Genomic DNA, 19,405 nt, shown 5'->3' on the forward strand with positions numbered 1-19,405 from the left:
TGGTTGACCCGTGATACTTGGTTTTTCCGGGGTTTCTGATGAATCTGGGATATTTGGTTCTACTGACGGGCCTGAGACATTTGGTTGTTCTGGTGTTTCTGCTTGGCCTGTAACATTTGGCCTTTTTGATGTTCCTGGCTGACCCGTGATACCTGGTTGTTCTGAAGTTTCTGATGAACCAGGGATATTTGGTTTTTCTGATGTTTCTGCTTGGCCTGTAACATTTGGCCCTTCTGATGTTCCTAGTTGACCCGTGATATTTGGTTGTTTTGGTGTTTCTGATTGATCTGGGATATTTGGTTGTTCTGGGATTTCTGGTTGACCCGTGATACTTGGTTNCTTCTGATGTTCCTAGTTGACCCGTGATATTTGGTTGTTTTGGTGTTTCTGATTGATCTGGGATATTTGGTTGTTCTGGGATTTCTGGTTGACCCGTGATACTTGGTTCTTCTGGTATCACTGGCTTGTCTATTTCAGAATTCTTCTTAACAAAATGAATCACTTCATTTACTTTTGCAGTAGTCTGATTCAATTCAGTTGTAACAACTGACGGGGCTGACGTCTCTTTCTTATAATTTACGCCATTAAAAGTCCACTCATCAGGAACACCTACTTCGGTTTGCTGCCCCACTGTACCCTCAACATTAATAATAATATTTCCTTGATCTGTTGGAATTGTTACTAAATTATTATTTAGTTCACCCACGTTAATCTTATTTGATGCAGTATATTCTAATATATCAAGACTAGAATATTTTCCATTGTACAGTTCCCCTAAACTATTAACTTTCTTCTCACCAACATAATTGGGAATACCCGAAAATATATACGCTCCTTCAGTTGGGTTCCCATTTTCATCCTTTTTATTTGTCCATAAAGCACCTCGTTTAGATGTTAAAGCTGTATTCTTTCCAAACTTGAGCCACCCTATTAAAGTAATGCTTTTCAAATTAGTTCCGTCAAACATTCCTTCACCTTTGTATGAATCACCAGTGTCAGCATTACTAAATTGCCAATTAACGATATCCAGCTCGTTAAGGTTATCATCATTTTTAAACATTGCTCTCAAATCAGTTGCACTCCTAGCTTTCCATGATTGAGTGGCTGATATTTCCTTATCCTTTTTAGAATTTGAAACAGGTAAACTTAATTTTTGTAATGACGTATTATTAGCAAATGCGTAACTTCCATCAACAATTCGGATAAAATGGCTTAGATGAAATGTTATTTGCTTAAGTTTAGTATCGTTTTCAAACATATGGCTTATATTATGGGCGGATTGCATTGTATGTGCTGATAAATCTAAATTTTTTAGACTTTTATCATTCTTAAACATACCTTCAGCATTAGTAATATTCTCAGTCTTCAGATTACTAATATTATCAATCTGAGTTAGATTAGTCATATTTGCAAATAAATATGACGAATTCTCGGGAACTTCAATTGGCACAGCAACATTAATTTTTGTAATTGTTTGAGTATGCCCTCCCCAACGTTCGTGATAAACTTCGGTTCCTTTATCTATAGAACCGGTAAGTTTCAGAGTTTTACCATCATCAACTACTACCCATCCATTTCCAGAATTAGCTTTCTTAACAATCCCTTTATCACTTGAGGAGGAATTAATAACCACAGCATCCCCCGTTTCATGCTCTGATCCACTGATATTTTTATCATCTGAATCAACAGTTCCAGGGGTCACTTTATCTTTTCCTACTTTAGTTTCCAAATTACTTTCAGTTCTTAATTGAGGATTTTGTATTTCTGACTTAGATTGGCTTGACGTCGATCCAGTTTTAACATTTGAAATTTTTGTATCACTAATAGATTGAACATCCTTTGAAGTAGTCAATACCGTGCCATTCTCTTCATTTACTGGTTTAGTAACACCATTTTCTTTACTAATAGTATTATCTGATTCGGATTTTGTGTTTTTTGCTGGTATATTTTCACTACTATTTTGGGGAGTAGCATCGGTTGAACTAGTTTCGACCCTCCCATTATCCGTCGTTAAACTTGAGGTTGGAGAAATACTTGCATTGTTTGATGAAGCAGTTACATTGTGTGGTTCGGCAGCGCTAGAAACAGTGGTAGATGTTGCTGAGGTCGTAGTTGAAATTGTGTCAGCCTTAATGACATATTCAGGAACGGCCAGCATTAATAAACCTCCAGCAAAAGAAATTCCTGTGGCAACGACCCAGTTCTTTTTGGATTTAACCAACCTTTTTCTCACAACAGTATTTGGGTTATGTTTCGATTGTCGAAATCTCATATGTATTCTCCCTCTCAAGATATCCTTTTAATATTTACAAATTATAGTATTTGAGGGATTTTATATGTTCCATATGTTGTAAATTTCATTTATCGTTTTTGACATTTATTATAAAATAATTATATATTAAATCGATTTTTATCAAAAAAGTGAACTAATATTTAACTTTTAAAAAAATATTTTGACATTAAAGATTGTTATATAAATGATTCATTTAATATAATTAATAAATCTATATTTAAAAGCAATTTATAGTAAAAAAGAAGACTATAATTAGTCTTCTTTTCATTGTTTAATTTTGTTATCCGATTTTATAAATTAAACAGTTATTAATCTATGAATCTTGACGGGTAGCAGCAATATCAACTTCACGGATATTAACTTCTTGTGGCATGTCATACATGAACTTCACTGTTTCAGCAACGTGTTTTGGATCAAGCACAACGCCACCCATACTTTCTTCCCATGCAGCGTAATCTTTCAAAGCTGACTTGCTTGTAACATGTGTCAAAAGTTCCGTTTCAGCCGCACCAGGGGCAACCATCATGATACGAACATTCTTAGCAGAATTTTCTTCACGGATTGTTTCTGACAAACCATGAACACCAAATTTTGAAGCAACATAAGCAGCATGGTTAACAAAAGTTTTACGACCGGCGATTGATGACATGTTCAAAATTGTACCATGTTCACGTTCACGCATATCATTCAAAACAATTTGTGTACCATTCAAGACACCCATGACATTTGTATCAAGCATTGTTTGCCATTCTTGTGGATTTTGATTTTGGACATTACCAAGTAACATCACACCGGCATTGTTAACTAACAAATCAGTTTTGCCATACTTAGCTTCAGCTTTACGGATAGCTTTTTCAAATTGATCATAGTCAGTCACATCGACAGAATCAATCATCACGTTATCCATACCCTTGGCAACTTCAGTCAATTTTTCAGTCCGACGGCCCAATAGCAATAGCGGAAAACCGTCAGCATTAAAGATTTTGGCAATTTCAGCACCAAAACCTGAACTTGCACCTGTAATTACAACTAATTTTTTCATATTATATATTCCTCGTACTTATAAAGATTTTTTCAACGTTTTACAGTATAATGGCATATATTATTGACAACAAGTACGCACCTTCAGGTTACTACTGCCTGTGGAAAACTAAGGAGCAAGGATTTTGGCTAAATATTTAAATGAATTTGATGCAACGATGCACATGATTCAAGGCAAATGGAAAATCATGATTATGTATGAACTAGCAGAAACTGGTGAACGTCGCTTTGGAGAATTGCAACGACATATCAAAGATGTCTCTCACAAAACTTTAACGAATCAATTGCGTGAATTAGAAGATGATGGTTTAGTTACTCGTCATGACTTTCAAACCGCTGAACCACACGTAGAATATCAGTTAACCGACAATGGTAAATCATTAATTCCGATATTGGATGCCATTTGTACTTGGGGTGATACTCATATTAATCATGATTTGATTGAACGGTCACTTTGCGACGAATAAGGCTGAACTTAATTGTGTAGTCTTTTTTATATGTCCAATTTATTTTTCAATGCCTCAGTTAAAACAGCTGAGAAATTAATATTTTGTTGTTTACCTAGAACTACCAAATACTCAGGAACAGTCACATTTTTGCGGACAGTTTTGGGATTATTACGACGATATTCTTCCATATCAATGTAAACAACTGTTTTAAGATCATCAGCATGTACTTTAATATCTTCCAAATCTGTTGGACTAGGGTATTCTATGAGTAAAAAAATAAGACCACAATATTTGCAGTCTTAATCGAAAAATAAGTTTAGTTTATTTTTATGCCAGCTTGTTTTAATATCTTACTTTCAATCCCATGTTCAAGTTCCTTATCGTGGTGAATGGGGACTGGAAGCGTCACATTGGTTTCCGGATTATACATTTTAAGATGTGATCCGTTTTGTGACTTTTTGACAAAACCATTTTGGCGCAATATCTTAACAATCTTTTGCGGTTTCATTGCCATTTTTCCTTCCCCCTCTCGTATATTCTATTGTACCTGTTCTTGATTCAAAGGGGAATTTTGCAGTTTAAATCTATAAACGCAAAATCACAACCTGGCATCATATTTTAATTAAGCTGTACTCAACATGTATCGGCACTGTATTAAATTCCGTTAGTTAAACAGTATTGAAACGAACCTTATTACCTTAAACTAGTTTCCAAATGATTTTCGAGCGCCATTTACCCTAAAGAATTTCTAAAACAAGCTTCACATTTCCCCATACCTTTTATTCAATAAACTGAGTGAAGCTATTGCACAAAAATAATAATTAAAATTATTTTCTAACTTGTTACTAAACCGACTGCACAACTGACCACTCTAACTTAGTCGAATAATTACCCGGAACGATCGGACCCTCATCAATATGCAACAATGGGCCTTCCTTAGGAATCCAGGAAATTGATTTAAGCGATTCGCCGTTGTTAGTTTCTTCAACTAAAGTACCTTTATCATCCAAAATCATATAATTACCATCAGTTTGATAGTATCTTATTTCCGAATTTAAAGTAGTACTACTCGATTTAAGTGGCTCTTTTTGGATTATATATAACTTAGCTGCCTTCTTTTCAACTCGATTATCTGAAACATCCAACGCATTGTCAGTCATTTTTATCCTGCTTAATAATTGTCCCCTTCCATTCGTATTAATCGTTGGATACTGCCAGTCGTGCGCTTTTAAGGTTAGCAATTTATTTGCAAAGTTCAGAGTCATAGTTGTTTGTCCATTCATCTGAAGAATGTAATTATTCTTACTGTCGAGTCCTAGAAATTCGACTGTCGAAGTATGGGACAGTACGTTATCAGACGTACCAACTGTTCCATTAATCATTAATAAATGGCTTTTAACCTTCGAAAAATCCAGTTTATTAATAATTAAAATAGCTCCTTGGTCATTATCAGGATCAGAGATTTCACTAACATTAACAGTACTCTGACCATCAAGTTGAACATCATTTGCAGTTATTTCTACAGTTTTAGGTATTTTTAAACCAACAACACCGCTAACCACTGCTGAATCAGCATTCTCATCACTAATATTTAGCTGATAAGTCAATTTATTATCCTTAGAGACACCGTTTAAAACCGTATTAGTTTCATTATGATCATCGTGGCTGTGATTAAAAACCATATTCGTTATCTTAACATCTGGAGTTGTATTTCTTATCACTGTCAACGTCGCTTGATTAGTTTTAATTTCGGAAGTAGTACCGTTACCATTATCAATTGTCATAACCGCATAGTATTTAGAGCCATTATCAACATACGCTGCTTGGGAAATAGTATAGGACATATTACTGCCAGAGTTATCAATCACCTTTTCTCCCCCGTCAGTAGAAACCTTATACCAAACGACCGATGTTGGTTTTTGATCAAAATGTCCCTGTATTTTAAATTCTGCAGTCTTGCCAGAATCCACTTTCACATCATCCAAACCACCGCCAATCTTAATTCTGACGTCACCACTAATTGCCGTACCATTACTGTTGACCATTGTTCCTGTTATTATAACTTTTCCTGCTTTACCACTATTATTTGCGGACACTACCCCCGTATGACTATTAACCGTTGCCAAACTAGTATCACTACTTTTCCAGATAATATTACCCGTAGCGTTAACCGGATCAGGAATTCCTTTAACAAAAGTTGTATTGACTGTACTTTGATTGCTATATAAATAGTCACTGGCAGCCGATACAGTCAGTGTTTTTGCATCAATTGCCTTAGGAAAAGTTGTAACAAAGGCAACTTTGGAATAAACCGTCGTTCCTCCAATAAGGGGAGAAATTAAATTAGGCCACTTCGTTTTTTGCTGATAATAAACTGTCCCCTCAGAAGATGGCGTAACAGTTAAATTAATATCATCAACTTTCATATCGGTCCAATTCAAACCATCAGTTGATTGATACCACGTGTAATGCGGCTTTCCAGTTACCAGTGTTTCGAGAACGGATCTGCCTGAATCTGTATAAAGTGTTTTGGAATTATTCACAAATGTATATTGATTATCCGGTTGCAAGTTGTAACCTGACGTCAGCCAAAAAAATAGCAAAATAATCGGATCGGACGTTGGCTTAAATTTGGGAATTACCTTTTCCTTTAGCATCGTTTGTTTAGGGACTACCTGGGAAATAACTGTCGTTGAAAATCTATTTTCAATTCCAGGCCAATTAAAAAATAAGGTCATAATAATCAAGGTTAGATTAATCAAAAACAAAATTATTATTTTTCGTTTCAAGTTTTTCTCCTTTAACGTAAGGCTACTTGATTTTGAAATGAAATAATTTAATAACGCTATGCGTTACATACGAAGAAAATATAACACCAACCTACAAATCCTAGCTACAAAAAATAACAAGTAATTGATAAAAAAATATAGTACTCATTTTAATGCTTGTAACCGCTTAATCATTGTCAACGAGATTGACAATGATTTTTTTAGGTATAAACTTTTCTAAATGGAGGACTAAATTATGACAAATATCAATCCTTTTTCAATTCTTAAAAATGTCGCACTCGGAAGTACCCAAGTTGCCCACGCTGCCGGTGTTACAAGCCGTCAATTGCGTTATTGGGAAACTCAAGGCTATATCAAATCTTTGCCTGAGATGGTTAGCAATACGCGTCAATACAATCTTGCAACAGTTATTAAAGTCATGGCCATTAAACAAGGTTTAGATAGTGGTTTAAGCTTATCCGGCGCAGTTGAAGCAGCAAAAAATATTAGAGATCAAAGTAATTATATTGGTCGATTCATTAGCGAAACTTACCAAGGTTATCAGCAAAACAACGACGGCACAGTCACACTCGACTTTGGCTCTGTTAAAGATCATCCCGAAGAAAAAGTCACTGGCGTTATCGGAAACAAGGACAGTTATTTCAAAATTACGAAATGAGGTTATCAACATGGACTTTGAGGATTATGTAGCAACAATTTTAAATAGTATCAATGATAGTGGCATCGAGATTAAGTATCCCGAACCAATTTTTGAAGAAAAAATGTTAGCAACACGTGATGGTGTTAAATTAGCAACCGACATCTTTCTACCAGCTCAAAACGGCAGTTTTCCTACGATTGTTCAACGGGGATGTTATGCAGCACAAGATCCACTGAACAAATTGATTGGTAAAGAATTTGCCAAACGTGGTTTTGCCTACGTCTTTCAATTTTGTCGTGGTATCGGGCGTTCAGAAGGCGAATGGGTACCTAAAGTCCATGAACGTCTTGATGGCAAGGATTTAGTTGATTGGCTCCAAGATCAAACTTGGGTTGAAAGCATGGGATATTATGGTAGTTCATATTTGGCCATGACCGGTTGGGCTATTGCAGATATTGTTCCCGATAAAATGAAAACGATGTTTCTCAGCAACTATGGTGTTCATGATTATTTGGCTAATTATCATGACGGAATTTTGAAGCCTGACATCACTACCTCCTGGGCTATGGATAATGCAGGTTGGAAAGTTGACGCCGACTACTTAACTTCTGCCAAGTATCGACCTGCCTTAACTGCCGATGTCGATCTCTGGGGTGGCAAACTCCCCTGGTATCGTGATGTTTTGCAAAGTACCACTGAAGATTCACATTATTGGTCGAGTGAAAGCCGTCAAACTTTCAAAAAAGTTGCCGCTAAAATTAAGATTCCCATGTTCATTTCTGAAGGTTGGTACGATCACCATTTGGAAAATGCCTTGATGACATATGCGGAATTAAGCGACGATGTTAAATCCCATTCGATTCTCCAAATTGGTGGCTGGAATCACTTTGGACAAGCAGCTGTTTTTGACCGTCCTACTCCCAACATGTTAAAAAATGAATTTCGCACTCTGTTATCATGGTTAACCGATATATTAATTGACCAAAAACTTCCCACTGGTAAAATTCAAAGTTATGAAATTGGAGCCGACAAATGGCATGAAGAAAAAGTCTTGCCAGTAACTTCGTCCCCCAATTTAACTTTCTATCTCAATCATGAATCTGGTCAACCTGGCACTTTAATTTCCGATAAAGACAAAATTGGCAACGATAATCTAGCTTACACTTTTGATCCCGACAATCCGGTTCCATCCATTGGTGGTGAAGTATTGCTGAAGACCGCAGATCAAATCGGTAGTCGTCTTCAACCAAAACCTAATTATCGTAATGATGTTGTTAGTTTTATCAGTGAACCATTAAATGAATCGAAACATCTTTGGGGCAATATCGGTTTTAACATCAATGTTGCCACCGATGTCGACGACACAGCTTTTGTTATTAAAATCTCTGAAATCTTAGCTGATGGCAGAACTTTCAACATTCGCACAACTATCTCCACTTTAAGCGCTAAGAATCCCAACTATCAAGCTGGCGAAACGATGAGACTCCAACTTCAAACGCTGCCAATTGATTGGCAATTAAACAGTGGTAGTCGTATTCGTGTTGATATTACTTCATCAGATTTCCCCCAATACCAAATTCACAGTAATTTTAAAGGCAATCAATCGGAACAGGCAACTGTCCGTGTGGCTCACCAACAAATTATCATTGACCCTAACAATTCCAGTACCGTGACATTACCGATCACCAATGAATAATTCCACCACTAAACCAATGCCTGCACTAACAAGTGTCGCTATTCTAGCATTCATTGGTACCTTAATTGAAACTTCCATGAACGTTACGTTTCCCACTTTGAGCCAAACATTTCATGTTAATTTGGGAACCGTGCAATGGATTACTTCAGGATATTTAATGATTATGGCATTAACCATGATGTGCTCAGCTTTCTTACAACGACGCTACTCCTTGATCAACCTCTTCGACTACGCAACGGCTGCGTTTGTCATTGGAGCCCTCTTATCGTTATGCGCGCAAAAATCGTTTTTCCTACTATTAATAGGACGTCTGATTCAAGCCGGTTGTGCTGGGATTGCTATTCCTTCGATGATTAATCTAACTTTAACCATCATCCCAATCCAACAGGTTGGATTCTACATGAGTACCGCAGGAATGATCGTTAATTTGGCACCAGCACTTGGTCCAACTTTCGGTGGTTTAATGGTTTCAATTGCCAGTTGGAAATTTATTTTTCTGGTCACCTTGCCCATCGTTATTCTCACATGGTTACTTGGACGTAAAACCTTGCTGCCTTTCTCACACAAAGGTCGTAAATTAAAATTTCCAAGCCATCAATTCACTTTATTAGCTATCGCCTTTCTCGTCTTTAATTGGTCATTCAGTCAATTCAATGGCGGGTGGATAATTTTTTTAATTCTAATTGGATTAATTATTGTTAGTTGTTTACTGCTGTGGTTTTACAATAAAATTCGAAATCATACGGAAACCGATCTCTTGAACTTGTCACTTTTTAAACAGAAAAATGTCCGCCGAGCTTTTTTCATCTATGCTTCTATCCAGCTGGTTAATCTTGGAGTTAACTTGGTTATTCCTAATCTTGTCCAAATGGCACAACATTTATCAGCTTTTAAAAGCGGACTGATCCTGCTGCCAGGAAGTTTATTAGTGGCACTTATCAATCCACTTTTTGGAAAACTTTACGACCGTTATGGCGGTGCAAAACCAATTGGTGGCGGACTATTTCTCATGTTGCTTGGCATGATTGGCCTGTTGATAGTTAATCAACTGGGAATCTTTGGTGAATTGATTATCGTCTATATAATTTTCAGCATTGGACGAACGATGGCCTTTAGTAATATTTTAACGGACACACTCAAGCACACTGCCACAACCGCCCAAGCTGATATCAACGCTTTGTTCAGTACGGGGCAACAATTAGCCGGATCAGTCGGTTCCACATTGGGGGCTGTTTTAATGACAATCCCTGTGAACTTACTTGCTAATAATTTCCAACCAGTGCTTGGTCAAGCGGTTTTCCTAACACTTTTAATCATCATTCTGATTGCAATTATCGTTAACCATTTACTTTTCCATCCATTTAAAAATACTTCTGAATGACGAAAATCATCTATCAATATCAAAAAACATCTATGAAAAAGTCGGTTAGTTTTGACTTTTCATAGATGTTTTTTACTATATATAACACGTTGTGCTAGTTGATTTGTATTTGCTAATTTCAATTTTGTTTATGACTGCAAATAGTCTTAAGGTCTCGGTACCATAACATTTTTGAAAAAAAGCAATGAATAAACTATCCGGAAGAAACGAGAAATTAGGTCCCCATAGCGACATAAATTTCTTATTTCTGAAGGCGGCCTATCCTCATTTACGTATCATTTTTTTTGCACGGTCAATAATCTTAGCTTTAAACAATATAAGCAAAATTAAATAAATCAAAATCCCCAGCAATATTTCCAAGACAATACTAATCCAGGAATTATTCAATTTTCTATCTAACGCAAAGACCAACACAAACATAATTAATCCTGCAGCGAAGTATTTATAACTATCCTCAAATAGATATCTAAAACTTATCTGATATCGTACAGCCCATAATTGATAACCAAAAACCAATAACTCAGAAAGTACCGTTGCAACAGCAGCTCCTTCAGCGTTCCAAAAAATGATAAAAGGTATATCAACCAAACAATTAAATAACGTACCTAAAATAACCGATTGGATAAAATATTTTGTTTGATCGGTTGGTAGTAAATATTGCGTACCTAGGACGTTGTTCCAAGCAATCATTAATATAACGAACGATTCAAGCATCATAATTGGTACCACATCAATAAATTTATTCGTAAAAAATAGTGGGACAAATTTATTGGCTACGGCAATCAATCCAAACATCATTGGCACTGACAACGCTGATACAAATGAAAAGCTTTCATATAAATATCTTTTTGTATCGTCATGTTTTCCTTTGGCAAAAGCATTGGCCACATGCGGCATCATTACCGTTCCCGTCGCTGTAACAATGGCTAAAATCATCTTAATAATTTTGTCTGACTGGTCAAAGTATCCCGATACACGCACATTAATCATGAGACCCAGCAAGGTCTTATTTAACAGAACGTAAACTTGCGTTGAAACTTGCGGGACAAATAATAATATTGCTGGCCAAAAGTATTTTCTGATATGTAAATTTTTCCAGTCTGGATAACCAATATATCTCTTTAGACTTGGTAATAAAGTTAAATTACCCAAAACAAGTGAAAAAGAAACGATTAGAATATAGATCATCAAGTCTGATGGTTTTCTCACAAATATGAAAATGAATATTAGCGTAGTTACCTTAACAATAATATTTCTTAAGACAGTAATCGCAAAATTTTCCAACCCCATAAAAAACCAGGCAACATCAAGCAATGCCGCTAAGATTGAAATTGATTGCGCTAAATAAAATATTTTATATTCACCTGAAAATAGTAGAAAAACTCCAAAAAGAAAAAAGATAATCAAAAAACTAATCAGTCTAAAAATAGTTACTTCATAAAATACCTGCGTTAATTCTGACTTTTTATCTCGAGCAAAAGCTACTTGTCTGCTGCCATATAGGTTGGTACCAAGCCCACCTAGCAAAATAAATAGTTGAATAATTGAATTGGTATACGAATTTATCCCGATTCCTGTTGGCCCCAGAACCCTTGAGAGATAGGGAATGGTTACAAAAGGAACCAATAAAATAAATATTTGATAAGTCGCATTATACAAATAATTTTTAATTACTTTCATACTTATCCCCCTCTATTTCAAAAAAGCCGATTATAAGAATCTAGTATCTCCTTTTCGATTTTTTTCCAACTGAATTTAGTCTCATAAAGCATTTGATTATTCTTTTTGAATTTATTAAGACTATTTTTATCCAAAGTATCCAGTAATTTTTCAAATGCACTTATCGAGTAATCTACTGTAAAACCAACTTCATATTCTCTCACTAGGGTATCTACTCCAGTTCCATTCGCCACAATGATTGGTTTTCCTAAAAATAAAGCTTCATAAAACTTATTAGGTGCAGAATATTTATGATTTTCAACTTTAGGATCATACATAGCTATCATAAGATCACTAATATTGGAAATTGCTAAACCATCGTCATATGATACCTTCCCATAAAACTTCATATTTTTAGAATTAGCTTTAATTTTATCCACCAATTCTTCTGACCCATACCCTGCAATATGGAAAAAAATATCATCCCTTTTTTTAGCAATCAAAATCAATTCATCAATGAATCTATCTGGAACAATTGCACCTACAAAGGAAATATTCAATTTACCCGGTACATAATTGGACAAATATTTGTTCAAATCTCTATCGGGGACATAACTAGGCGTGTTATAAACAATCTCCAGTTTTTGGGGATGAGCACCCTTGATTTGTTGCTTTCGATAATCAATCGGGATAATTGTAAAATCACTTTTATTAATAACCATGTTTTCCAATTTTCTGACAATCCACTTTAAACTGCTAGGCACAGGAAATGAATCGACATAGTAATCGTAAATATCATAGACTAATTTTTTATGAAAAATTTTGGTAAAGATCAATGAAGTTAAGCCTGTATCAAAATTCACTGCATGAACAACATCGATTTTTTTATTGTTCTTAATTAATTGAGAAAATAATTTTATATTAAATTTGATAATTGGAAATAAATTTTTTAAGCCGCTACCAAATGAACTTTTGATACCTATTTCCTGGATTTCGATTCTATCCAGCATATTATACGTATAGCTAGCTTTTCTATCCCTATCCCAGCCAATACCATAGACGTTATAGTTTCCCTTCAATAGTGTCAGCATCTGTTTTTCAGCTCTTGGATCCGGATTAAAAGGGTTACTGGCAACGAAAAAAATATTTTTATTCATAAATGAGCCTGTCCTTTTTATCCTCCCGACCGACCGTATTCTCATTTAACATGAGCAGAAGAATTGGAATTAAAATAATTTGGTGCCGTAACATTGACCCGACATCAGGTTCAAAAAACGCTTGAATGGTTATCATTGCTAACACAAAGTACAATTTATAATCCTTATGTCCCTCACTATTTTTAATATATTTAAAGCACAGAATCGCAATGACCCAAATCCAAACATAATAAATAATTTCATTAACGGAATGGATTCCATCAATTGGTATAAAAACATTAATTAATCCATATAAGAAATTCAAAAAATCTGTAACAATAGAATTATTTATCAATGGATTATTAATGATGGTATTTGTATACAGATCCTCGATTCTAAAACTATTAACTGTATATCTTGCATCCGAAAGAAAATTACCAGTCAGCAGATTATAGACTACTTCCATGCCAATAACCGTTCCGAAATATAACAGCGATTTGAATAGTTTGTTTAACTTTGAAGAATTAAAGATATAGAAAAAGACGATTGAACAGACATATATCAACAACCAGTATGTTCTAAAGTAGGTTCCGTACAAGATGACGAAAATTGCAAAAGTCTTATTCAAAAATTTAAGTGGTGAAATTAACAAAACAACATCCAGCATGATGAAAATAACTAATTCCTTAGAACACTGTGCTGAATAAGCTCCGTAAAATAATGTAAACAATACTAAAAGTGATAAATTTCTGATTTTTAAAAAAGCAATTTTAAACTTTAAAATCAGTACTATCATCAGAATTGCAAAAAACACCCAAGCAAAGAAAGCTTCTGTATCATACGGAGTATTGGCATTAAACTTGAACATCAAAAAGAACTTAGCGGTACTGACATAATTCTTATCGCTATTGATACTAATATTATTCATATAATTTCTAATCGTCGCATTATCATTAAAAAAGTAGCTCGGAAATAGGTTCCGACAAAACATGAAATATATTAAAGAAAACGCCAGAAAAAGGACAACGAAGGCAACATCAAATAAGTTTTTTTTAGTCATTGTTATGTCTTTCGTAAGTTTCAATATATTCACCAAGCATCCTTTCTCTAGAGAATTCCTTTTGAATCTTTTTATGAGCAGCTAATCCTAAACCGACATCTCTTGATTCAAAATCTTCTAGAAATTGTTTTGTAGTATCAAAGCAATAGCCATCTACCTTATCAATAATCGTGTCTTTATTTCCGGCAACATTCGTCACAAAACAAATTTTCTTGAAATACATGGCCTCTAGTAAGGAAATAGGCAATCCTTCCCATTTCGAGGTTAAGATAAAGTATTTGTATTTCTGAGTTTTTTGAAGCAATTCTTCTCGTGGTAACCAACCGGTGACTTTTATATTGTTAGCTGTCAGCAATGACCGCTGATTACCATCACCAAACCAAATGAATTTCATGTTCGGCATTAATTCAGCAATCTCGTTAAAAAGCAACGGATTTTTTTGTTCGTCAATTCTGCCGACGGTAAACACTACATCCTGGGTATTACTATCATCGGAAAAGAACGTATCCAATTTATGAGTGTTAATCGAATTATTTATATATTTTGAATGCTTAGTTACCTTCAAACTAGACAAATATTCACTTTTACTACAGGCAATAGTCTCAATGTTTCTAAAACCCAATATTTTTTCGGCATCATAATAAATTAAATGTTTTATTTTGCTATCGGCTTCATTCAAAAAAGCATAACCATGCGGGGTATAGAAAACTTTTTGATGCTTTTTATAGTGGATCAGTCTACCCAAAACACCAGCCTTCGAGGAGTGCAAATGAATGATATCTGGATCAATTTTTCTCAATAGACCACGTATTTCTAACGTTGCCCTAATATCTTTAACTGGATTTATATTTCTAGTAAAATTATTTATTTTTATTAATTTAACATTTGATGGAAAGTAGTCATTAATGTTCTTAGGTGTCTGTTGTCTTTCACCATATAAAATTGTTATGTCGTAATCATCTGCTAAACCAGACACCAAATCCGAAAGATAGGACAGCACACCACTGCCAAACGATTCAACAATGTGAACAATTTTTTTCTTCATTTTATATTCCCTTTTAACAGGTCTTGTTAGAAATATAAAAGCAAACCAATCGTCTGAAACTCGGTAGTACGATGATTGATACAACTCAAATCCAAGTGACCCGTTTAACCTAATATCAATACGATCACGTAACTTGAATGACTTCCTAGTAATACATGTGTTTAATACTATTTTCCCTGATGAAAACAGTTTTTTTATTTCGCCTTTTTAGCGTTAATTAAGCTCTATAATATATCCCTAATAATTCTATCGCCCGCGTTCTTAAACGTACTAGCATAATGCTTTGAACACATGCCAGGCATGCTTGATTACATATTGTAAGTAGGTTTAACTTTGCCGTTATCTTGGGGATATTGTGAATAAATATTTTAAAAACAGAAGTTTTTCTATGGTAAGACAATTTGTCACCATATTTGAATCGGCACAATTTATCGCAAAAAAAATACCCCACCAAAATGTATTTGGTAAGGTAACCGGCATTATAAATATACTTTGCGTGTTGTGTTAGCTGATTTATATTCATTAATTTAAATACCATGATATTTAAATCTGCTAATCCTACTGGCTCAGCATTTCCAGCCTGTTTTCAAAATAAAATCATTATGTCAAAAAATCAATAAAAACATTCATATGAAGAAAAAATATTTTGTTAATTTAGTGAATTCACTCAAAAAAATTAGTGCTATTATCAAGTCATTATATGACGTGTGATTGTTTCCACATAATAAATCATACGTCTGAGGGATGGGAAGTAAGATTTATGAGGAAAGAAAATAAGAGCGTAAATTACCCAAAGAATAATCAAAAGCCCTTCAAAACAGAAAAATTATGGTTAGCTGTTCCTCTGGCGACTGCCTCAATCATTACAGGATTAGCCGTCACTACACCAGTTAACGCTGCAACAACTAATTCAACTTCAGATGTGCAACCAACTACCGCTGAACAAGATATAACTGGTGATCCAAAAGATAACAATACAACCGCTGCAACACCTGACACTGCTGTAACGGAAGCTTCTGGAAATACCAATTCAACAACTGGCAACGATTCAACCACGCAACCTACTGCTATAAATAAGACTGTAGCCACTAATACACAAGCAGTCGTCAATCAACCAGTGAACAATGCTTTACAAACGAATAACAATACCTTAGATAAAGGAGGCTCCAGTAAACAAGATAATTCTGCTGCACAATCCACTACTGGTGTAAATACTGATAGTACCAATTACCAAGCTCCTTCAATTCAGGCAGTTGCTGAATCTACAAGTGCTACAACACCTGTAACTACGACTACCCCTACTACTAAATCTGCTGACGAGATACCCAATCTATCCAACTTTTACGTAGACGTCCATGGTGATTATGTTCCATATAACTCAATAGCATCCGTCAACGTCCTACCTTATAGTTCTGAACTATGGAAAAACTTCGTTGGTCAAAAGCTTTTCAGCTTTTACATAGTTCTACCATCTTCTGTTGACTCCACTTTGGCCTGGATGCAAACAGGTGCCACTAACTATGCCAAGGCCCTTAATGACCAAGGATACGTCAGTATCAAAAGCTTGACAGTTTCCCAACTAACAACAACTTCTACAGGTAGACAAGTCTTTTATTTCCAACCAGATAGTGATGCCAAAGTTAATGCTTCAGATTCACAAACTGGTTTCTCCAGTCAGCTAAAAATGTCCGTTCTTATCCATACAACTGCTGATACTAATGTTAAAACAGTAACTATTAATGCCAAGGATGATAATAACGTAGACACATATGGAACTAAGCAATTACCAACTAATGATATTTTATTCGCCGGCATTGGTGATACGGCAGTTTATCCCCACGGACCATTGTATGAAGCTATGCCTTCAACCACCTTTGGAGATAATTGGCCTGATGCTAACATTGTTGGTATTGCGTCCAACAACGGAGCTAAACAACTAAAATTTATCTCTGTATCCGTCACCGATAAATACTATGTACGATCAACCACTGCCGGTTCAACGACTTTAGCAGGTGTTCTATATAAAGCAACTGATGCGATGGATCCCGGAACAACTTATGATCCAACAACTTATGAACAAGCCTTTTCAAAAACTTTAAACGCAAATAAAAACTCTTGGTGGCTCCCCTCATTCCGTTATGTTGGAACAATTCCAGATATCACAAAACTTAGTCATGACGCAACAACACAAACGTTTCCAAGCAGCGTTACAGCCGAACCAAGGTCCTTGGATTTAACTAGTACCACTGCTACAGGTAACACTTATGCTTTTCTAGTTGCTAAGATTGCCACCAAGTTAGATACCAAAAATTCAACTATTGATGCAGGTACTGCTTGGACTCCTGACGATAATATTACTTTCACAATGCCTAGTGCCGGTGAATCTGCAACAATTAGTTATGAAAAAATCAGTGATATGACACCAGAATCGACCGTTAAAAATGCTGATGGTTCAACTACAAATACCTATACAGATAGCGACGGTACTATGACGGTCACTTCAAATGTTGATGCCAACACTCCTGGAACTTACTCAGTTAAATATTCTTACACGGATAATCAAGGCAACAAAACAGACTCGCCAGTTAATACAGTCACCGTTGATTCAGTAATAGACGATAGTGTTTTGACTCCTGCAAAATTCGAAAGTTCTGTAGCTGCTGATGGTAGTACTTGGACGTATGATAAAGGTATTTCTGAAATAAAGGACAAATCTGGTACAACCATCACACCCGCTGATGCTTTATCTGATACTACTAATCCACTAACAGTCACTATCACCGATGCTGCTGGAAATATTTTGAAAAACTCTGACGGAACTAATGCCACTTCGATTGATACTTCGAAACCAGGTACATACACAATCAATTATACTTATGGAAAGTTAACGGCATCGACGACACTTAACGTTACTGCCGCACCAACAGTTTCTTCAACTGGCGACACTGTTATTTTAGGACCAACCATGCCAACGTGGAATCCAATTACCGGCATCACTTTAACCGATACTAACGATCCATCGATTTCAGCAGCAACTGCTCTTCAAAACGGAGATTTAACTTATAAAGTAACCGATTCAACTAATAACGCTGTTGCTGAAAATACGATTGATGATAACACTCCGGCTGGTAAATATACTGTTAATTACTACTATAAGGGCGTTGCTTTACCTAATGTTTCAAGTGTTAATGTTGAAAATTCTGCAGCCGCAATAAAAACAGAGCCACTAACTGCAGACTCAAGTTGGACCCCTGCCGATAATGTAACCACGTTAACTGATGATAATAACACCCCTATCAATATTCCTACTGCATTTAAAAATGGTTCATTAACTGCCACAACTCCTGGCACTGATGGCAAACCAGTTAATGCAGATACAATTGATTTATCAAAGGCTGGCACTTACACAATCACTTATACATATACCGATGCTGTTGGTAATGTACATGTTTCTAAATCTACTTTAACCATCAAACCAACAACATCAGGAAGCGGATCAAGCACTGGTTCCGGAAATGAATCTGGTACTAACGCGGGCACTGGAACAAATAATGCTGGTAGTTTTACCAATACTGGTTCTGGTAATAACAATGGCTCGGGTACAGCAGGTTCAAATGTTGACGGCAATTCTGGAACTGATGATAATGCTGACTCAAACAATAACTCAAGTACCGACAATAATTCTGATGCTAATAGCAATACAGATAACAACGGCAATTCAACTACTGGCAACAACACTGACCCTAATAACAGCACAGAGGGTAACGGCAATTCAGACGCTAACAGCAACACTAACCCTAATAACAGTACCGATAACCACAGTAATTCAAACACTGGAAACAATACTACTGACCCTAAGAGTAACCTTGTAACAGAGCCTGATAATACTGCAAATAACAATCATACTGCAGGATCAGAAAGTACAACTGCTGAACCAGAAAACAATTCAACTACAATTTCCAAAGTTAACAATGATGATAATTTAATTGCCGGAGCCAGAACTAATTCAGCTAATATTTCTAACATTAATTTGGTTTCCAACACCACTAATGAAAATGAAAATAGTAATCCACAAACTAATACAAATAACAGTGGAAAACTTCCTCAAACTAGTGAGCAATCAACTACTTGGATTACTCAAATAGGTTTGTTCTTACTCACGATTGCTGGTGTCTTTGGATTCAGACGTAAAAAAGATAATGACTAACTAAAAATA

Annotated in this window: 13 protein-coding genes and 1 pseudogene; 5 read left to right on the forward strand and 9 right to left on the reverse strand. The window is 35.5% G+C overall.

Annotated features, from left to right (window positions below; all coding sequences use genetic code 11):
• Positions 1-339: 339 nt before the first annotated feature.
• A pseudogene (locus FD31_RS14590) lies at positions 340-2,272 on the reverse strand (BspA family leucine-rich repeat surface protein); the annotation flags it as partial.
• 334 nt (positions 2,273-2,606) lie between these two features.
• A complete protein-coding gene (locus FD31_RS10260) occupies positions 2,607-3,335 on the reverse strand; it encodes an SDR family oxidoreductase (protein ID WP_057892689.1) in 729 nt (242 codons plus the stop codon).
• 157 nt (positions 3,336-3,492) lie between these two features.
• Here FD31_RS10260 and FD31_RS10265 point away from each other — a divergent pair, with 157 nt between their 5' ends.
• On the forward strand, positions 3,493-3,801 hold the full coding sequence (locus tag FD31_RS10265) for a winged helix-turn-helix transcriptional regulator (RefSeq protein WP_057892718.1): 309 nt from the start codon (positions 3,493-3,495) through the stop codon (positions 3,799-3,801).
• A gap of 26 nt (positions 3,802-3,827) precedes the next feature.
• Here FD31_RS10265 and FD31_RS10270 read toward each other — a convergent pair whose 3' ends face one another.
• From FD31_RS10270 to FD31_RS10280, 3 genes are all read right to left on the reverse strand, one after another.
• Positions 3,828-4,025 (reverse strand): type II toxin-antitoxin system CcdA family antitoxin, encoded by a 198-nt coding sequence (locus FD31_RS10270; RefSeq protein WP_186811249.1) that lies wholly within the window; start codon positions 4,023-4,025, stop codon positions 3,828-3,830.
• A 74-nt stretch (positions 4,026-4,099) separates the two neighbouring features.
• Complete coding sequence (locus FD31_RS10275) at positions 4,100-4,297, reverse strand: type II toxin-antitoxin system HicA family toxin (RefSeq protein WP_057892690.1); 198 nt, start codon at positions 4,295-4,297, stop codon at positions 4,100-4,102.
• Positions 4,298-4,628: 331 nt separating this feature from the next.
• The gene (locus FD31_RS10280) at positions 4,629-6,572 is read right to left on the reverse strand and encodes a hypothetical protein (RefSeq protein WP_057892691.1); all 1,944 of its coding nucleotides are present in this window, start codon (positions 6,570-6,572) and stop codon (positions 4,629-4,631) included.
• A 235-nt stretch (positions 6,573-6,807) separates the two neighbouring features.
• Here FD31_RS10280 and FD31_RS10285 point away from each other — a divergent pair, with 235 nt between their 5' ends.
• Genes FD31_RS10285 through FD31_RS10295 form a run of 3 tightly spaced genes read left to right on the forward strand, consistent with a single transcriptional unit; the run spans position 6,808 to position 10,289 of the window.
• Positions 6,808-7,230, forward strand: coding sequence for a MerR family transcriptional regulator (locus FD31_RS10285; RefSeq protein ID WP_057892692.1), 423 nt, complete (start codon positions 6,808-6,810; stop codon positions 7,228-7,230).
• Positions 7,231-7,240: 10 nt separating this feature from the next.
• The gene (locus FD31_RS10290; RefSeq protein WP_057892693.1) at positions 7,241-8,908 is read left to right on the forward strand and encodes a CocE/NonD family hydrolase; all 1,668 of its coding nucleotides are present in this window, start codon (positions 7,241-7,243) and stop codon (positions 8,906-8,908) included.
• The gene (locus FD31_RS10295; RefSeq protein ID WP_057892694.1) at positions 8,901-10,289 is read left to right on the forward strand and encodes an MFS transporter; all 1,389 of its coding nucleotides are present in this window, start codon (positions 8,901-8,903) and stop codon (positions 10,287-10,289) included. Before FD31_RS10290 ends, FD31_RS10295 begins: the two co-directional genes overlap by 8 nt.
• A 264-nt stretch (positions 10,290-10,553) precedes the next feature.
• Here the strand turns inward: FD31_RS10295 and FD31_RS10300 are convergent, their stop codons facing one another.
• The 4 genes from FD31_RS10300 to FD31_RS10315 form a co-directional block, all read right to left on the reverse strand.
• Positions 10,554-11,969 carry an oligosaccharide flippase family protein gene (locus FD31_RS10300; protein ID WP_057892695.1) on the reverse strand — a complete coding sequence of 472 codons (1,416 nt, stop codon included), beginning with the start codon at positions 11,967-11,969 and terminating at the stop codon, positions 10,554-10,556.
• Positions 11,970-11,986: 17 nt separating this feature from the next.
• Positions 11,987-13,105 carry a glycosyltransferase gene (locus FD31_RS10305; RefSeq protein WP_057892696.1) on the reverse strand — a complete coding sequence of 373 codons (1,119 nt, stop codon included), beginning with the start codon at positions 13,103-13,105 and terminating at the stop codon, positions 11,987-11,989.
• Positions 13,098-14,012, reverse strand: a complete 915-nt coding sequence (locus FD31_RS10310; RefSeq protein ID WP_147007329.1) for a hypothetical protein — start codon at positions 14,010-14,012, stop codon at positions 13,098-13,100. Before FD31_RS10310 ends, FD31_RS10305 begins: the two co-directional genes overlap by 8 nt.
• A gap of 124 nt (positions 14,013-14,136) precedes the next feature.
• Entirely contained in the window at positions 14,137-15,189 is a 1,053-nt protein-coding gene (locus tag FD31_RS10315) for a glycosyltransferase (RefSeq protein WP_057892698.1), read from the reverse strand.
• Positions 15,190-15,949: 760 nt separating this feature from the next.
• On the opposite strand from FD31_RS10315, the gene FD31_RS10320 reads away from it, so the two are divergent.
• Positions 15,950-19,396, forward strand: coding sequence for a beta strand repeat-containing protein (locus tag FD31_RS10320; RefSeq protein WP_057892699.1), 3,447 nt, complete (start codon positions 15,950-15,952; stop codon positions 19,394-19,396).
• Positions 19,397-19,405: the final 9 nt, after the last annotated feature.

Source organism: Companilactobacillus nantensis DSM 16982 (assembly GCF_001435815.1).
Taxonomy (GTDB): domain Bacteria; phylum Bacillota; class Bacilli; order Lactobacillales; family Lactobacillaceae; genus Companilactobacillus; species Companilactobacillus nantensis.

Coding starts and splice junctions, on each gene's coding strand:
- FD31_RS10290 (WP_057892693.1), top strand. CDS start 7,241: ATGGACTTTGAGGATTATGTAGCAACAATTTTAAATAGTATCAATGAT.
- FD31_RS10295 (WP_057892694.1), top strand. CDS start 8,901: ATGAATAATTCCACCACTAAACCAATGCCTGCACTAACAAGTGTCGCT.
- FD31_RS10300 (WP_057892695.1), bottom strand. CDS start 11,969: ATGAAAGTAATTAAAAATTATTTGTATAATGCGACTTATCAAATATTT.
- FD31_RS10310 (WP_147007329.1), bottom strand. CDS start 14,012: ATGAATAATATTAGTATCAATAGCGATAAGAATTATGTCAGTACCGCT.
- FD31_RS10305 (WP_057892696.1), bottom strand. CDS start 13,105: ATGAATAAAAATATTTTTTTCGTTGCCAGTAACCCTTTTAATCCGGAT.
- FD31_RS10260 (WP_057892689.1), bottom strand. CDS start 3,335: ATGAAAAAATTAGTTGTAATTACAGGTGCAAGTTCAGGTTTTGGTGCT.
- FD31_RS10275 (WP_057892690.1), bottom strand. CDS start 4,297: ATGGCAATGAAACCGCAAAAGATTGTTAAGATATTGCGCCAAAATGGT.
- FD31_RS10265 (WP_057892718.1), top strand. CDS start 3,493: ATGCACATGATTCAAGGCAAATGGAAAATCATGATTATGTATGAACTA.
- FD31_RS10320 (WP_057892699.1), top strand. CDS start 15,950: ATGAGGAAAGAAAATAAGAGCGTAAATTACCCAAAGAATAATCAAAAG.
- FD31_RS10315 (WP_057892698.1), bottom strand. CDS start 15,189: ATGAAGAAAAAAATTGTTCACATTGTTGAATCGTTTGGCAGTGGTGTG.
- FD31_RS10285 (WP_057892692.1), top strand. CDS start 6,808: ATGACAAATATCAATCCTTTTTCAATTCTTAAAAATGTCGCACTCGGA.